We start from the raw sequence: 13,942 nt of genomic DNA, 5'->3' as shown, positions 1-13,942 counted from the left end.
GATCGCGGCGGTTGTACTGGTTGAAAGGGGGGCCGAACCAAAAGCCACCCCCCTCCCCTAGACAACCCCCCCTCCCCTCTCTCCCCCCCCCCCCCGCAGCAGCCCGCCGCCCCGGGCCAGGACGTCGGCGCGGTCGTCCGGTGTCATCCGCGGCCACGGGCCGTCGTCGAACGCGGTGCGAGCGGCGATCACGGCGTGGTCGATGTCCTCGGTGGTCGCGACCGGTACCTCGCCGACGACCTCCTCCGTGGAGGGTGAGACGACCTCCAGGACCGCGGTGCCCGCCGGCTTGGCCCAGACACCGCCTGTGTAGAACTCCCGCCGGTACATCGAGTTGTCCGTCACGGCTGCTGCCTTCCGGGGTGGGGAGCGCGATCGACGACGAGTTGCCGGAGCCCCCGCAGTTCACGGTGACTGTTCCAGCCGAGGACTCCGACGACCGTGCCCTCGTGGCCGTAGGCGGCGACGAACTTGCGGTCGTCCAGGCTGCCGTGCACGACCGTGATGTCCGCGCCGTCGGGGAAGATGCCGTAGGCCTGGATGCGTGCGTCGTACTGGTCACTCCAGAAGTACGGGACGGGAGCGAACGGGCGTTCCTCACCGAGGAGGTTGGCGGCCACGGTCATGCCCTGCTCGGTGGCGTTGAGCCGGTGCTCGATGCGCATCCGCCGGCCGAAGTGCGGGTTGTCCCAGGACGCGACGTCACCAGCGGCGTAGACGCCGGGGGCGGCCCGGCAGTGGGCGTCGCACTCCACGCCGTTGCCCAGGGGCAGGCCCGAGCCGGTCAGCCAGTCCGTCGCCGGGGTGGATCCGACGGCGATCACGACCGCGTCCGCGTCGAGCTTGGTGCCGTCGGCCAGTTCGACCGCGACCACACGTCCGGCGACCTCGGCGAACCGGGATACGCCAACTCCGAGGTGCACGGCGACCCCGTGGTCGTGGTGCATCTGTCCGACGAGCTTCCCGATCTGCTCGCCCACCTGACGGAGCATGGGCACCGGCAGCGGGTCGACGAGGCTGACCTCGAGTCCCATGGTGCGGGCCACCGCGGCCACTTCGGCCCCGAGGAACCCGGCGCCGACCACGACGACCTTCGGCCGGCCCAGCAGGTGGGCGCGCAGCGCGAGGGCGTCGTCGAGGGTGCGCAGGACGTGTACGCCCGCGAGGTCGTCGCCGGGCAGTCGGCGCGCGGTGACACCGGTGGCGATGACCAGGGCGTCGAAGCCGACCGGGTTGTCGCCGCCCAGCAGCACCCGGCGTTCGGTCAGGTCCAGCCCTGTCGCGCGGCGGCCGAGTCGGAGGGTCGCGCCGAGCTTGGCGATGGCCTCGTCGTCCCGCAGACGTACGCGCTCCGGTTCCCAGGCGCCGGACAGGAGCTGCTTCGACAGCGGTGGGCGGTCGTAGGGGGCGTGCGGTTCGTCTCCGACCAGGGTCAGTGCCCCGTCGTATCCCTTGTTGCGCAGGGCCTCGGCTGTGGCCAGTCCGGCGGCCGAGGCACCCACGATCACGACATCACTGATCATTGCGTTCCTCACCAGGTCACAGGAAGTTCGTAGGCCCCGTAGACGAAGCCGTCGTGCTTGAACGGGATCTCCTCCAGTCCCGTGGCGAGCGCCAGGGTGGGAATCCTCCGCAGGAGCGTGGGGTAGACGACCTGGAGCTCCATGCGGGCCAGCGGCTGTCCCAGGCATTGGTGGATGCCGTATCCGAAGGTCACGTGGCGGCGCGCGTCACGCGTGATGTCCAGGCGGTCGGGGTCGGGGAAGACCGACGGATCCCGGTTGGCGGTCTCGTTGACCGGGATGATGCCTTCGCCGGCGCGGATGACCTGACCGGCGATCTCGATGTCCTCCAGCGCCACGCGCCGCAGTCCGCCGTGGGTGATCGTGATCCAGCGCAGCAGTTCGTCGACCGCGGAGGCGATCAGCTTCGGGTCGTCGGTGTCGCGCAGGAGAGCCAGCTGGTCGGGGTGCTGGAGCAGGGTCAGCGTGCCCAGGGTGATCATGTTCGCGGTGGTCTCGTGGCCCGCGAACAGCATCAGCACCCCCATCTCGGTGGCTTCCTCGCGGGCCAGCTCGCCGGCCTTGACGCGCTCGGCGAGTCCGGAGAGCAGGTCCTCGGCGGGGTGGGTGAGCTTCTCCCCCAGCAGCTCGTCCAGGTAGGTGAGCAGCTCCTGCCGTGCCGCGAGCCGGGCCTCGCCGGGGGTGTCGCGGTTGATGATGGCCTTGCTGTTGCGCTGGAAGAAGTCGTGGTCGTCGTAGGGCACGCCGAGCAGTTCGGAGATCACCAGCGACGGCACCGGCAGCGCGAACGCCTCGACGAGATCGGCCGGTTTCGGGCCGTCGAGCATCTTGTCGATCAGGTCGTCCACGACCCGCTGGGTGGGCCGGCGGATCGCCTCGATCCGTTTGATGGTGAAGGCGGAGGTCGCCATGCGCCGCAGGCGGCTGTGCTCGGGGTCGTCCATCATGATGAAGCTCATGCCGACCGTGCTCTTGCCCTGCTGCCGCAGGGTGTCGACCATCGCCCTCTCCCCGGGAGAGAGCTTCGGGGCACCGGGATGCATGGGATCCACACTGACCCGCTGGTCGGAGAGCAGCGCCCGGTGCTCTTCCCAGCCGGTCACCAGCCAAGCGAGGGTGCCGTCCCAGAGCCGGACCCGCACCAGCGGGCCCTCCTCCTGACGTGCCCTCATCGCGGGTGCCGGGTCGAGCGGACACCGCGCGGACCGGGCGATGTCGTACTCCGGAGCGTCCGCAGGGGGCCCGCCTGTCGGCTTGTCTACTGCGCTGGTCACTGCCTGCTCCTCGCTGGTGGGGGGTCTGCCGGAAATCGTCGAGTCGGTTACCGCGCATGGCCTCTGAGCTGCCGGTTTCCTTCAACGCGACGCCTTCCGTAGACCCAGGCAACCATCCGGGAGCGACTTAAGTCAATCCGTTGATTTAATTTTCGGTCACACGAGCCCGCCGGACACGCGGCCGGCGTGCCGGGCAGGCCGGGAGTCAGCCCTCGCGCGTGACCGGCGCCTGCCACAGGGCGACGATCGCGTCGATCAGACCGTTCGCCGTCTCGCGCCAACTGGCGCGTGCGGTCGGTTCGTTGCGGTCCAGCGCGCGCTCCCGTTCGGCCACCATCTGTGTGATCAGGTGGCGGGTCATGGCCGCGCGCTCGGCGTGCACCTCCGCCGGCAGGTCGGGAAGGCAGCCGTTGAGGCCGTCCTGGAGTTTCTCCATCGACGGCGAACCGGCCGCGAACTCCTCACTGGTGACCGCCCGGAGCGCGGGGTCGGCCGTCACCTGGGCGATGAACCGCCCGTACCAACTCGATGCGCCCAGGGCCTCCACATGCCCGGTGACGGGACGCACCGCGCACGCCACCCAGTCCCGCAGGTCGGCAGAGTCGCCGATGTCGGCCAGCATGCGCACACGGCCGGCCTCTATCCCCTCGGCATGCCGACGGGCGATGGCGCGCACCAGGTCGATCTTGGTGCCGAAGTGATAGCTCACCGCGGCGTTGTTGCCCTGCCCGGCGGCCAGACTGATCTGACGGTTGGCGACCGCGTGCACCCCATGCTCGGCGAACAACCGCTCCGCCGCGTCCAGAAGCGCCTCGCGCGTCGCACTGACCTGCTCGTCCCGCCTCGTCCTGCCGGTCATCCTCACCACCGCTTCGGGACATCACACCAATCCACGAGAGCCCGTCCCCCAGGCCATCGCGGATCCTCGTCCGGGTCGGCGAGGTCGAACGACGAAAGCGTACGCAATCACATGGCCGGTCCAGGCCATCCTCCTCCACAGCCCCTCCATCTGCCGTTCCCACTGGATTCGGCCGGCCCGACTTGAACCCTGCCCAGCCTCGGAGTACATTTTAAATCAACCCGTTGATTTAAGACTAGCGGGTTCCTCTACATTTGCCTGCTCAGACGGAGATCAGCCATGTCCGACGAAACCACCCCACCCGCGAGCGCCTCGGCGTCAGCGCCCCCGAAGAATCCGAACGTGATCGTGGCGGTGCTGGCCTTTGCCGGGATCGTGGTCTCGCTGATGCAGACCCTGGTGATCCCGATCGTGCCGGAACTGCCCAGGCTGCTGAACGCACCGGCTTCGGACACGGCCTGGGCCGTCACCGCGACCCTGCTCGCCGCGGCCGTCGCCACCCCCATCGCCGGGCGCCTCGGCGACATGTACGGCAAGCGCCGCATGCTCCTGACCAGCCTCGCCGCGCTGACGGTCGGCTCGGTGGCGGTCGCCCTCAGCGACTCGCTCACCCCGATGATCATCGGTCGCGTCCTGCAGGGCCTGTCAGCCGGTGTGATCCCGCTGGGCCTGAGCATCATGCGTGACGAGATGCCCGCCGAGCGGCTCGCCTCGTCGACCGCCCTGATGAGCGCCTCCCTCGGCATCGGCGCCGCCCTCGGCCTCCCCATCGCCGCCTTCGTCGCCGACAACTTCGACTGGCACATCCTGTTCTGGGCCTCCGCCGCCCTGGGAGCCGTCGCCTTCGTCACCATGATGCTGCTTGTGCCCGAATCGAAGGTCCGCAGCGGCGGGCGCTTCGACCTGCTCGGCGGACTCGGTCTGGCCGCCGGTCTGGTCTGCCTGCTGCTGGCCATCTCCAAAGGCGGCGACTGGGGCTGGGCCAGCGGTACCACCCTCGGCCTCTTCGCCACCGCCGTGCTCGTCTTCCTCGCCTGGGGCTTCTTCGAACTGCGCACCACCCAGCCGCTCGTCGACCTGCGCACCACCGCCCGCCCCCAGGTCCTCTTCACCAACCTCGCCGGCCTGGCCTTCGGCTTCTCCCTCTTCGCGATGCAGCTGATCGTCCCGCAGCTCCTCCAGCTGCCCGAGCAGACCGGCTACGGCCTCGGTGAGGACCTGCTGACCGTCGGCCTGGTCCTCGCGCCCCAGGGCCTGATCGTGATGGTCGCCGCTCCCCTGTCCTCGAAGATCTCCCAGGCCAAGGGCCCCAAGCTCACGCTCATGATCGGCGCCCTCATCGTCGCCGCCGGCTACGCCCTGAACATCGTGATGATGAGCGAGATCTGGCAGCTGGTCCTGGTGTCCTGCATCATCGGCACCGGCATCGGCTTCGCCTACGGCGCCCTGCCCATGCTCATCATGGGCGCGGTCCCGGTCTCCGAGACCGGCGCCGCCAACGCCTTCAACACGCTGATGCGGTCCATCGGCACCTCGATCGCCAGCGCCGCCTCCGGCGTGATCCTCGCCCAGATGACCACCGACTTCGCGGGGCACGCCCTCCCCTCCGAGAACAGCTTCAAGGTGATCATGGCTATCGGCTGCGGCGCCGCCCTCCTCGCCCTGCTCCTGTCCTCCTTCCTCCCCCGGCAGCGTGCCGTCGCCGCCGCGCACGGGGCCCCCGCCGCAGCGTCCGCCGAGAAGGCCGCGCACAAGGCGTAGGTATCCCTCGTCCCGCACGTTCCGTGCACGGCGGCGCAGGAGGCCTGCGCCGCCACGCCACCAAGGACCCACGACCAGCGGGGCCACGGCCACGTACGTCCTCGCTCGCCGTCGCCGAACCCCCGCTGCGCGTGGCGGCCGCCTGCCCCCAGCCGTCGCACCGCGACGGGACACCGGCGGAGGACCCCCACCATGAGCGACGCCATGCAGCGGTACCCCCAGACCCGCCCCCACGCCGTGAACGCGGTACTCGTCGTCTCCCTCTTCGCCTGCTCCTTCCCGGGCAGTCTCCTCACGGTCCCCGGTCACAGCCTCGACGTCCCGTGGTGGCCCGGCGTCCTGCTGACCGGCGTCGCCTGCGCCGTGCTGCTCGGCCGCCGCGGGCGCCCGGGAACCACCGTGGCTCTCACCGGCGTGTGCGCCCTGGCCGTGGCCGCGCTCGGCTACATCCCCACCGTCCTGCTGCTCGGGCCGCTCATGGTCGCCCTCTACTCGCTGGCGAGCGGCATCAGCCGCAGGACCGCCTACGCCTACGCCTACTCCCTCACCGCCATCGTCCTGCTGGCCGTGACGGGCCTCCTGTTCGGCCCCGGCGACGTCTCCCTGGTCCTGAGACTGCTAGGCCCCGCGGCCTGGTTGCTGCTGCCCACCGCCCTCGGCAGCGCACGCCGCCTCCACATGGCCTACCTGGAGGCCGTGCGGGCCCGTGCCGAGCACGCGGAACGCACCCGCGAGGAAGAGGCGCGGCGCCGTGTCACCGAGGAACGCATGCGGATAGCCCGCGACCTCCACGACGTCGTCGCCCACCACCTCGTTCTGGCCAACCTCCAGGCGCGTACCGTCACCCGGCTGGTGCGTACGCGGCCCGACGAGGCGGACCGGATCTCGGCCGACCTCTCCGAGACGACGGCACTCGCCCTCGGTGAACTCAAGGCCACCGTAGGTCTGTTGCGCAGTGCGGACGACACGGATGGCCCCGCGGACCCCGCTCCCGGTCTCGCCCGGCTCCCCGAACTGGTGGACTCCTTCAAGAGCGCCGGGCTCACCGTCACGGTCATCACCGAAGGCGAACCACGGCCCCTGGGTGCCGGAACGGACGTCACCGCGTACCGCATCCTCCAGGAGGCGCTCACCAACGTGACCAAGCACGCCGGCACCGGCTCGGCCGAGGTGCGGATCGCCTACACCGGCGACCGGTTGCGCGTCCGCGTGAGCAACGGCGGTGTCGCTGAATCCCGGGAGCCGGGCAGCGGTTTCGGTCTCCTCGGCATGCACGAGCGGGCCCGCTCCGTCGGTGGCCGGCTGCGGGCCGGCCACTGCCCGGAAGGCGGCTTCGAGGTCGTCACCGAACTTCCTCTGCACCCCCGTGCCGCAATGGATGCCGCTCGAAGAAGCGCCACATGACGTCGGTCGCGTCGACCTCGGCGGAGACCTTGCCGCCGCCCGGGAAGGCATCCGGGTAGGGGGAGCCCGGCCAGGTGTGGCCACCGTCCGCTATCACGTACATGCTGACGTCGACCCCCTGACGGCAGGCCTTGTGGGTGCTGAGAGTGACGTGCTCGGTGAGCGGGGCATAGAGCGGGCCGAGGCGGCAGCCGTCGAGTTCCGCCCAGCGCGCGAAGGCCGTGGGAACCGGGTACCGCCAGTAGCCGCTCCCGCCTCCGGAGTAAGGATTGACCGTGTCCTGCTGTCCGTGGAAGGTCAGTACGGGCACGGGGCGGGAAGGCGAACAGCCTCCGGTCTCCGGGCGGTTCGGGTCGGAGGCGTCGGGATTGCCCGCCCGCAGGCCGGCGACCGGCGCGACGGCGGCGATGCGGTCGGCCAGGCGGCAGGCGGCCAGCGAGGCCATCCGGGCTCCGCCGGAGAAACCGGTGGCGTACACCCGTCGCGGGGCGACACAGAAGCCCGCGGAGACGGCGCTGATGGTGTCGGAGAGGAACCGCACGTCGTCGCGATCGTCCGGGGAAGGGTACTGACCGGAGGCGTTCGGCACCCCGGGTATGACCCAGGTGTGGCCGCCCCGCGAACCGGCCTGCGGCATACCTCCGTCGGGTACGGCCACCAGGAACCCGTACTTGTCCGCGACCCTCTGCGTGTCGCTGATGGCGAGCTGGTGGAGCCCGGTCGCACCGCTGCCGTGGAGGTTGAGGACGAGCGGGACTGGGTGCCGGCCGGTGTACCCGCGGGGGACGTACAGCGAAACGGGATACGTGGTCCCGGCGGAGGTGACGGGGACGGTGACGAGGCCGGGCTTCGCGGGCGCGCAGCGGGATCCGGCGGATACGGCCTGCTCCTGTTCCTGGGCTCCGGCCGGTGCCGCGGCGGCAGCGGGGATCGTGAGCGCAGCCGCGGCTGCGAGAAGGACGTGTGCGATGCGTTGAAGCACCTGGATTCCTTCCTGGAGTCCTGCGAATACCTGTACTCCTGCCCCCGGCGCAGCGAGGAGTGAGCCGGCCGCCCCTTCCGTCAGACGGCGGCCCAGCCGTCGTCGACCGGAACGACGGCGCCGTTGACGAAGGAGGCGACGTCGGAGGCCAGGAAGACGATGGCGGCGGCCTGCTCCTCCGCGGACCCGCGACGGCCGATGGTGGCGCCGATCAACTGCCCCACGACGGCGGGGCCGTGTGCCTCCGGACTGGCGTCCACATGGATGCCGGTGGCCGTGGGGCCGGGTGCGATCGCGTTGGCCCGGATGCCCTGCCCCCGGTACATGACGGCCAGGTTCTTCACCAGGCCGACGACGGCGTGCTTGGAGGCGGTGTAGGCGGCGCCCGCCGCGCTGCCGCGCAGCGCGGCCTCGGACGCGGTGAACACGATCGAACCCTCGGTGCTGCGCCGCCACACGCGACCGGGTACCAGGTCGGCGATGTACATCGAGCCGTCCGCTCCGAAGGCCAGGTCGTCCGGCGACTGCACCGGCCCGCCCATCGGTACGACCACTTCGACGTCCCCGTCGGCCGGGTCGACGGCGCTGATCTGGCCGGCGAGGAACTGCGCCACGTACAGCCGCCCGTCGGGCCCGAACGCGACTCCGTTGGAACCCCACAGCGGGGTGGGAGGGCTGAGCCGCCGTACGGTCCACCGGGCGCCGACGGCGGCCGGATCGACGCTCTCGCCGTAACGGCTGGTGTACGTGGTGGTCACGCCTGCTCCGCCTCTACGAGCACGTCGTCCATGCCGCCGTCCTCGCGCCAGCGCCGGAGCAGTTCGTGGAAGGCCACGGGCCCGTCGGCGTAGGTCTCCATCTGCTCCGGGGGCATGCCCTCGTTGTTGTAGTAGCCGGGGGTGCACTCCGCCTTGAACCCGTACAGGTCGGGTGCGTTCTTGCGGAGGGTGTCCAGCCAGGCGTCCTGGGCCTCGGGGGTCGGCTCGACGTACCGGGCGCCACGCCGGCGGGCCTGCGCTATCACCTCGGCAACGTGGGTGGCCTGTTCGTCGAGGACGTGGACGAAGTTGACGGAGGCCGCGTTCTGCAGCGGACCCAGCTGGAACAGGTTGGGGAAGCCGTGGGTGGAGAACCCGTGCAGTGTCCTCGGCCCCTCGGCCCATGCCTCGAAGAGGTGGACCCCCTCGCGGCCGTACACGGGGAGTTGCCCGGACAGGATGCCCGAGACACCGGCCTCGAAGCCGGTCGCGAAGATGACGCAGTCGACCTCGTACTCGGTCCCGCCGACCACGACGGCGTTCTTCGTGATCCGGTCGACGCCGTGCGTATCGGCCGTGTCGACGAGCGTCACGTCGGGGCGGTTGAAGGTCTGGAGGTAGGTGTCGCTGAACGTGGGCCGCTTGCACATGTAGCGGTACCAGGGCTTGAGCTTCTCCGCCGTCTCCGCGTCCCGCACGATACGGTCCACGCGGGCGCGGATCTCGTTCATCTTCTGGAAGTCGGCGAGTTCGTAGGCGCGTTCGCGTTCCACGGCCGGGACGTCCGCGTACGCGTTGGTCGGGATCAGCTTCTCCTGGAGGCGTGCGCTGCTGGTCCACGAGTCGTCGACCAGGTCCTCGTCCGTACGGACGCCGGTGACGACCTTGAGGAAGTTCTCCCTGCGGGCTCGCTGCCAGCCGGGCTTCAAGGACTTGGCCCAGTCCGGGTCGGTCGGGCGGTTGTCCCGGACGTCGACGGAGGAGGGAGTGCGCTGGAACACGTACAGGTGCTGGGCGTCCCGCCCCAGGTGGGGCACGACCTGGATGGCGGTCGCGCCGGTGCCGACGAGGGCCACACGCTTGTCGGCGAGCTTGTACAGACCGCCGTCGGCGTCACCGCCCGTGTAGGCGTAGTCCCAGCGGCTGGTGTGGAACGTGTGCCCGGTGAAGGTCTCGATGCCGGGGATGGCCGGGAGCTTCGCCTGGCTGAGCGTCCCGGTGGCGGCGACCACGTAGCGGGCCCGTACGCAGTCGCCGCGGTCGGTGCTGACAACCCACTCCAGCAAGGCGTCGTCCCAGCTGAGCCGGGTCACCTGCGTCTGGAAACAAGCGTTGTCGTAGAGGCCGAACTTCCGGGCGATGGCCTGGGCGTGCTGCCGGATCTCCTCCCCCGGGGCGTAGCGGCATTCCGGGACGTGGCCGACCTCCTCCAGGAGCGGCATGTAGACGTACGACTCGATGTCGCAGTGGATGCCCGGGTAGCGGTTCCAGTACCAGGTGCCTCCGAAGTCCCCGCCCTTGTCGATCACCCGGACCGACTCGACACCCGCCTGCCGCAACCGGACGGCGGCGAGCAGGCCGCCGAACCCGCCGCCGACGACCACGGCCTCGACCCGGTCGTGCAGCGGCTCGCGAGTGAAGTCCTGGTCGGCGTAGGGGTCTTCGGCGTAGTAGCCGAACTCGCCGCCGGTTCCCCGGTACTGGGAGTTGCCGTCGGGGCGGATGCGACGGTCGCGTTCGGCGCGGTACCTCGCCCGCAGGGCATCGGGGTCGAAGTCCAGCTGGAGATCTGGGGAGCCGGACGAGGTGTGGGGGCGGACATATGCGTCCTCTTCCTCTCTGGGTTCCTGCTGAACTGCCGCCCGGATGCCGTCCACCGGCATGCCCGAGGCGGCCACGAGGGGCTGCGCCGCCCACGCCATGACGGGCCGTGAAGCGCCGAATCAAAAATCTATCACTCGAAGAAATCAGTGACCAGGGCGGCCACACCGGCCCCGGCCGACAGCTACGGCGCCGGCGCGCACCACAGAGCCACGATCACCTCGATGAGACTGGCCGCGGTGTCGTCCCAGGTGGCATGGAAGGTAGGGGCACCCTCGGCGAGGGCGCGTTCACGGTCGACGGCCATCTGGGAGACCAGATGCCGTGCCATGACAGCCCGTTCGGCATGCACTTCGAGGGGCAGGTCCGGCAGGCACCGAGCCAGGCCGTCCAGGAGCCGCTGGAGCGCGGGAGCCCCGGCGAGGGAATCCTCGACGACCCGCGCGTGGAGGGCCGGATCCGCTCGCACCTGTGCGGCGAACCGGGCGTACCAGCTCGGACTGCCCAGGGCGTCGAGATGCGCGGTGACCGGGCGGACCAGGCCCGCCACCCAGTCACGCAGCTCGGTGGAGCCGTCGATGCCGCCCAGCATGCGGGCGCGAGTGCGCTCCATCCGCTCGGCGTGCTTGCGGGCGATCGCACGGATCAGGCCGGCTTTCGTGCCGAAGTGATAGCCGACCGCGGCATTGTTGCCCTGACCGGCGGCCTGGACGATCTGACGATGGGTGACCGAGTACACCCCGTGCTCGGCGAACAGCCGCTCCGCCGCCACCATCAGCGCCTCGCGCGTCACGCCGACCTGCTCGGCCCGCCATGTACCGCCGGCCATCACCGCCACCCCCCGGGGCACCGCGCCACGTCACTGAACCCGGCCCCGCAAACCGCCGCGAGGCCCCACCGGCCAGCCACTTCACTGCCTCTCCATGCAACCTTGTCCCTCAATTCGCCCACCCCACTTGAGAGCCCCTCACCCAACTGTTTAAATGAACCCATTGATTTAAAGTCGCCAGGCTTACTCAGGGCAAGCCACGGGCGCACCCTTCCCGCCGCCCTCCTGCCGGCGGCCGGAACCAAGCGTGCGGAACGAGACCACGAGACCCGGAACGAACACAAGGAGGACTCCTCATGGGTGAGATGGACGGCAAGGTAGCCGTGATCACCGGTGCCGGCTCAGGGATGGGCAAGGCCTGCGTGCGGCTGTTCGCACAGGAGGGCGCCAAGGTGGTGGCCGCCGACATCAGCGGCAAGGAGAAGGACACCGCGGCGGAACTCGGCGACTCCGTCGTGCCCGTCCACTGCGACGTCACGCGGGAAGACGATGTCATCGCCATGTTCGAGACCGCGCTCCGCGAGTTCGGCCGCGTCGACACCGTGCTGAACGTGGCGGGCATAGCCTCCGGCGGATCGCTCGCCGAAGTGGAGGAGAAGACGTACGAGCAGGTGCTGGCGGTGGACCTGAAGGGGGTCTTCTGGGGCATCAAGCACGGGGTCCGCGCGATGCGCCCGACCGGCGGAGGCTCGATCGTCAACTGGGCGTCCGTCGCGGCCATGGCGAGCACGTCCCCCATGTCAGGTGTCTACTCCACGGCCAAGGGAGGCGTCGTCTCCCTGACCCGGTCGGCCGCGGCGGAGTTCGGCCCGGAAGGCATCCGGGTCAACGCCGTCTCCCCCGGCACGATCATGACGGAGATGGTCCTGGGCGCGCTGCGGGCCGCCGGGAGGTCCGTGGAGGACGCCCCCGGCAAGCCTCCGCTGGGCCGCCCGGGCGAGTCGGACGAAGTCGCGCAGCTGGCCCTCTTCCTGGCGTCGGACCGATCCGCCTACATCACCGGCACCAACATCCCGATCGACGGCGGCTGGACGGCCGTCCTCGCCAGGTGAACGCCTGTGCCGGGGACGAAGGGATGCGCCGGTCCGCCGTAGCGACCGGGGCGCCTCCCCGGTCCGCGCCCTGACCCGGCCGACCTCTCTCGTCGGCTCACTGACCGGGAGCCCTCGGATTCCCGAGCACGGCTCCCTCCCCCCACCATGAGGAGTGACATGAACCAGCCCTTGGCCCACGCCCTGGACCAGTCCGTCCCCGAGTTCCCGATGCCGAGGGACGCGCGCTGTCCGTTCGCCCCGCCGGCCGGACTGCGGGAGTTGCACGAGGAGCAGCTGCGGGCCGGCCGACCCCTGACGAAGGTCCGGATCTGGGACGGCTCCACGCCCTGGCTCGTCACTCGCTACGACGACCAGCGGGCCCTGCTGGCCGACCCGCGCTGCAGCGTCGACCAGCGGCGCCCCGGCTTCCCTTACATGAACCCCGCGTTCGCCGAGGTCGCCAAGCGCGGTATGGAGCCCGCCTTCCTCAACATGGACGACCCGGAGCACGCCCGGATCCGCCGAATGATCACCAGCGCCTTCACGGTCAAGCGCATCGAGGCCATGCGGCCCGCGGTCCAGAGGATGACCGACGAGTTCATCGACGCCATGCTGGCCGGGCCCAAGCCCGCCGACCTCGTCAGCTCACTCGCCCTGCCCCTGCCCTCCCTGGTCGTCTGCGAACTGCTCGGCATCCCTTACGAGGACCACGACTTCTTCCAGACCAAGAGCGCCGTGGGTATGCGTCACGACGCCGACCAGGCGGAGGTGGCGGCGGCCCACCACGACCTGCTGGACTACCTCGACCAGCAGATCCAGGCGAGGCTCGCCAAGCCGACCGACGACCTGCTCAGCGTCCTCGCGGAACGCCTCCGCGACGGCGACCTCACCCGCCGCCAGGCCACCTCCATGGGCCTGCTGCTGCTCGGCGCCGGCCACGAGACCGCCGCCAACATGATCGCGCTGGGCACCACGGCCCTCCTCGAGAACCCCGACCAGCTCGCGATCATCCGCGACACCGACGCCCCTCAGGTCCTCGCGCGCGCCGTCGACGAGCTCCTGCGCTACCTGACGATCATCCACCTCGGCAACCGCCGTATCGCCCTGGAGGACATCGAGATCGGCGGACAGACCATCCGCGCGGGCGAGGGCATGGTCCTGCCCAGCAACACCGCCAACTGGGAAGAGGGCCACTTCCCCGAGCCCGACCGCCTCGACGTCGGCCGCGACGCCCGGCGTCACCAGGCCTTCGGCTACGGCATCCACCAGTGCCTCGGCCAGCCCGTGGCCCGCCTGGAGCTCCAGGTCGTCTGGGGCACGCTGTTCCGCCGGATCCCCACCCTGCGCCTGGCCGCCGATCTGGAGAAGCTCCCCTTCAAGTACGACGGCCTCGTCTTCGGCCTCTACGAGCTGCCGGTGACCTGGTAACCCGCCCTCCCTCCTCGAACAACCAAGAGCACGACCGAAGACCGGAGACAGACATGCATGTGGAACTGGACGAACCGAAGTGCGTCGCGTCGGGGCAGTGCGTCATCGCCGCCCCCGACGTCTTCGACCAGCGCGACGAGGACGGCATCGCCATCCTGCTCAGCGAAACCCCGGGTGACGAACTGCTCGACGACGTACGCCATGCCGTGGCGGTCTGCCCGGCCGTGGCGATCCGGCTGACGGAGCGGTAGGGGCATCACCCCCTCGAC

The 13,942-nt window shown here is 70.4% G+C and carries 13 protein-coding genes; 5 read left to right on the top strand and 8 right to left on the bottom strand.

Annotated elements, in window-relative coordinates; genetic code table 11:
• Positions 1–57 precede the first annotated feature (57 nt).
• The 4 genes from ACZ6I3_RS09290 to ACZ6I3_RS09275 form a co-directional block, all read right to left on the bottom strand.
• Positions 58–345: an aldehyde dehydrogenase family protein gene (locus tag ACZ6I3_RS09290; protein ID WP_469413107.1), complete on the bottom strand. Its 288-nt coding sequence runs from the start codon at positions 343–345 to the stop codon at positions 58–60.
• Entirely contained in the window at positions 342–1,523 is a 1,182-nt protein-coding gene (locus tag ACZ6I3_RS09285; RefSeq protein WP_469413105.1) for an NAD(P)/FAD-dependent oxidoreductase, read from the bottom strand. Before ACZ6I3_RS09285 ends, ACZ6I3_RS09290 begins: the two co-directional genes overlap by 4 nt.
• Before the next feature lie 8 nt (positions 1,524–1,531).
• Complete coding sequence (locus ACZ6I3_RS09280) at positions 1,532–2,797, bottom strand: cytochrome P450 (protein ID WP_469413103.1); 1,266 nt, start codon at positions 2,795–2,797, stop codon at positions 1,532–1,534.
• 205 nt (positions 2,798–3,002) lie between these two features.
• Positions 3,003–3,656, bottom strand: a complete 654-nt coding sequence (locus ACZ6I3_RS09275) for a TetR/AcrR family transcriptional regulator (RefSeq protein WP_469413101.1) — start codon at positions 3,654–3,656, stop codon at positions 3,003–3,005.
• 279 nt (positions 3,657–3,935) lie between these two features.
• Between ACZ6I3_RS09275 and ACZ6I3_RS09270 the strand changes: the two genes are divergently transcribed.
• Positions 3,936–5,417, top strand: coding sequence for an MFS transporter (locus ACZ6I3_RS09270; protein WP_469413099.1), 1,482 nt, complete (start codon positions 3,936–3,938; stop codon positions 5,415–5,417).
• 192 nt (positions 5,418–5,609) lie between these two features.
• Positions 5,610–6,821 carry a sensor histidine kinase gene (locus tag ACZ6I3_RS09265; RefSeq protein ID WP_469413097.1) on the top strand — a complete coding sequence of 404 codons (1,212 nt, stop codon included), beginning with the start codon at positions 5,610–5,612 and terminating at the stop codon, positions 6,819–6,821.
• Here ACZ6I3_RS09265 and ACZ6I3_RS09260 read toward each other — a convergent pair.
• From ACZ6I3_RS09260 to ACZ6I3_RS09245, 4 genes are all read right to left on the bottom strand, one after another.
• Entirely contained in the window at positions 6,760–7,803 is a 1,044-nt protein-coding gene (locus ACZ6I3_RS09260; protein WP_469413096.1) for a CE1 family esterase, read from the bottom strand. The genes ACZ6I3_RS09265 and ACZ6I3_RS09260 overlap by 62 nt on opposite strands.
• Before the next feature lie 80 nt (positions 7,804–7,883).
• The gene (locus ACZ6I3_RS09255) at positions 7,884–8,561 is read right to left on the bottom strand and encodes an SDR family NAD(P)-dependent oxidoreductase (protein ID WP_469413094.1); all 678 of its coding nucleotides are present in this window, start codon (positions 8,559–8,561) and stop codon (positions 7,884–7,886) included.
• Entirely contained in the window at positions 8,558–10,483 is a 1,926-nt protein-coding gene (locus ACZ6I3_RS09250) for a flavin-containing monooxygenase (RefSeq protein ID WP_469413092.1), read from the bottom strand. Before ACZ6I3_RS09250 ends, ACZ6I3_RS09255 begins: the two co-directional genes overlap by 4 nt.
• 83 nt (positions 10,484–10,566) lie before the next feature.
• The gene (locus tag ACZ6I3_RS09245) at positions 10,567–11,211 is read right to left on the bottom strand and encodes a TetR/AcrR family transcriptional regulator (RefSeq protein ID WP_469413091.1); all 645 of its coding nucleotides are present in this window, start codon (positions 11,209–11,211) and stop codon (positions 10,567–10,569) included.
• 296 nt (positions 11,212–11,507) lie between these two features.
• On the opposite strand from ACZ6I3_RS09245, the gene ACZ6I3_RS09240 reads away from it, so the two are divergent.
• The 3 genes from ACZ6I3_RS09240 to ACZ6I3_RS09230 all read left to right on the top strand — a co-directional run bounded on the left by ACZ6I3_RS09240 (position 11,508) and on the right by ACZ6I3_RS09230 (position 13,924).
• Positions 11,508–12,263, top strand: coding sequence for an SDR family NAD(P)-dependent oxidoreductase (locus tag ACZ6I3_RS09240; protein WP_469413089.1), 756 nt, complete (start codon positions 11,508–11,510; stop codon positions 12,261–12,263).
• Between the two features lie 159 nt (positions 12,264–12,422).
• Positions 12,423–13,673: a cytochrome P450 gene (locus ACZ6I3_RS09235; protein ID WP_469413087.1), complete on the top strand. Its 1,251-nt coding sequence runs from the start codon at positions 12,423–12,425 to the stop codon at positions 13,671–13,673.
• Between the two features lie 53 nt (positions 13,674–13,726).
• Positions 13,727–13,924 (top strand): ferredoxin, encoded by a 198-nt coding sequence (locus ACZ6I3_RS09230; protein WP_469413085.1) that lies wholly within the window; start codon positions 13,727–13,729, stop codon positions 13,922–13,924.
• The last annotated feature ends 18 nt before the right edge of the window (positions 13,925–13,942 follow it).

The sequence above is a fragment of the Streptomyces sp. NPDC041940 genome (assembly GCF_055589465.1).
This window is presented reverse-complemented; position numbering and strand designations above follow the sequence as displayed.

Excerpts from the sequence above, each read along its gene's own strand:
- ACZ6I3_RS09285 (WP_469413105.1), bottom strand. The coding sequence starts at position 1,523 with ATGATCAGTGATGTCGTGATCGTGGGTGCCTCGGCCGCCGGACTGGCC.
- ACZ6I3_RS09275 (WP_469413101.1), bottom strand. The coding sequence starts at position 3,656 with ATGACCGGCAGGACGAGGCGGGACGAGCAGGTCAGTGCGACGCGCGAG.
- ACZ6I3_RS09270 (WP_469413099.1), top strand. The coding sequence starts at position 3,936 with ATGTCCGACGAAACCACCCCACCCGCGAGCGCCTCGGCGTCAGCGCCC.
- ACZ6I3_RS09265 (WP_469413097.1), top strand. The coding sequence starts at position 5,610 with ATGAGCGACGCCATGCAGCGGTACCCCCAGACCCGCCCCCACGCCGTG.
- ACZ6I3_RS09250 (WP_469413092.1), bottom strand. The coding sequence starts at position 10,483 with ATGGCGTGGGCGGCGCAGCCCCTCGTGGCCGCCTCGGGCATGCCGGTG.
- ACZ6I3_RS09245 (WP_469413091.1), bottom strand. The coding sequence starts at position 11,211 with ATGGCCGGCGGTACATGGCGGGCCGAGCAGGTCGGCGTGACGCGCGAG.
- ACZ6I3_RS09240 (WP_469413089.1), top strand. The coding sequence starts at position 11,508 with ATGGGTGAGATGGACGGCAAGGTAGCCGTGATCACCGGTGCCGGCTCA.
- ACZ6I3_RS09235 (WP_469413087.1), top strand. The coding sequence starts at position 12,423 with ATGAACCAGCCCTTGGCCCACGCCCTGGACCAGTCCGTCCCCGAGTTC.
- ACZ6I3_RS09230 (WP_469413085.1), top strand. The coding sequence starts at position 13,727 with ATGCATGTGGAACTGGACGAACCGAAGTGCGTCGCGTCGGGGCAGTGC.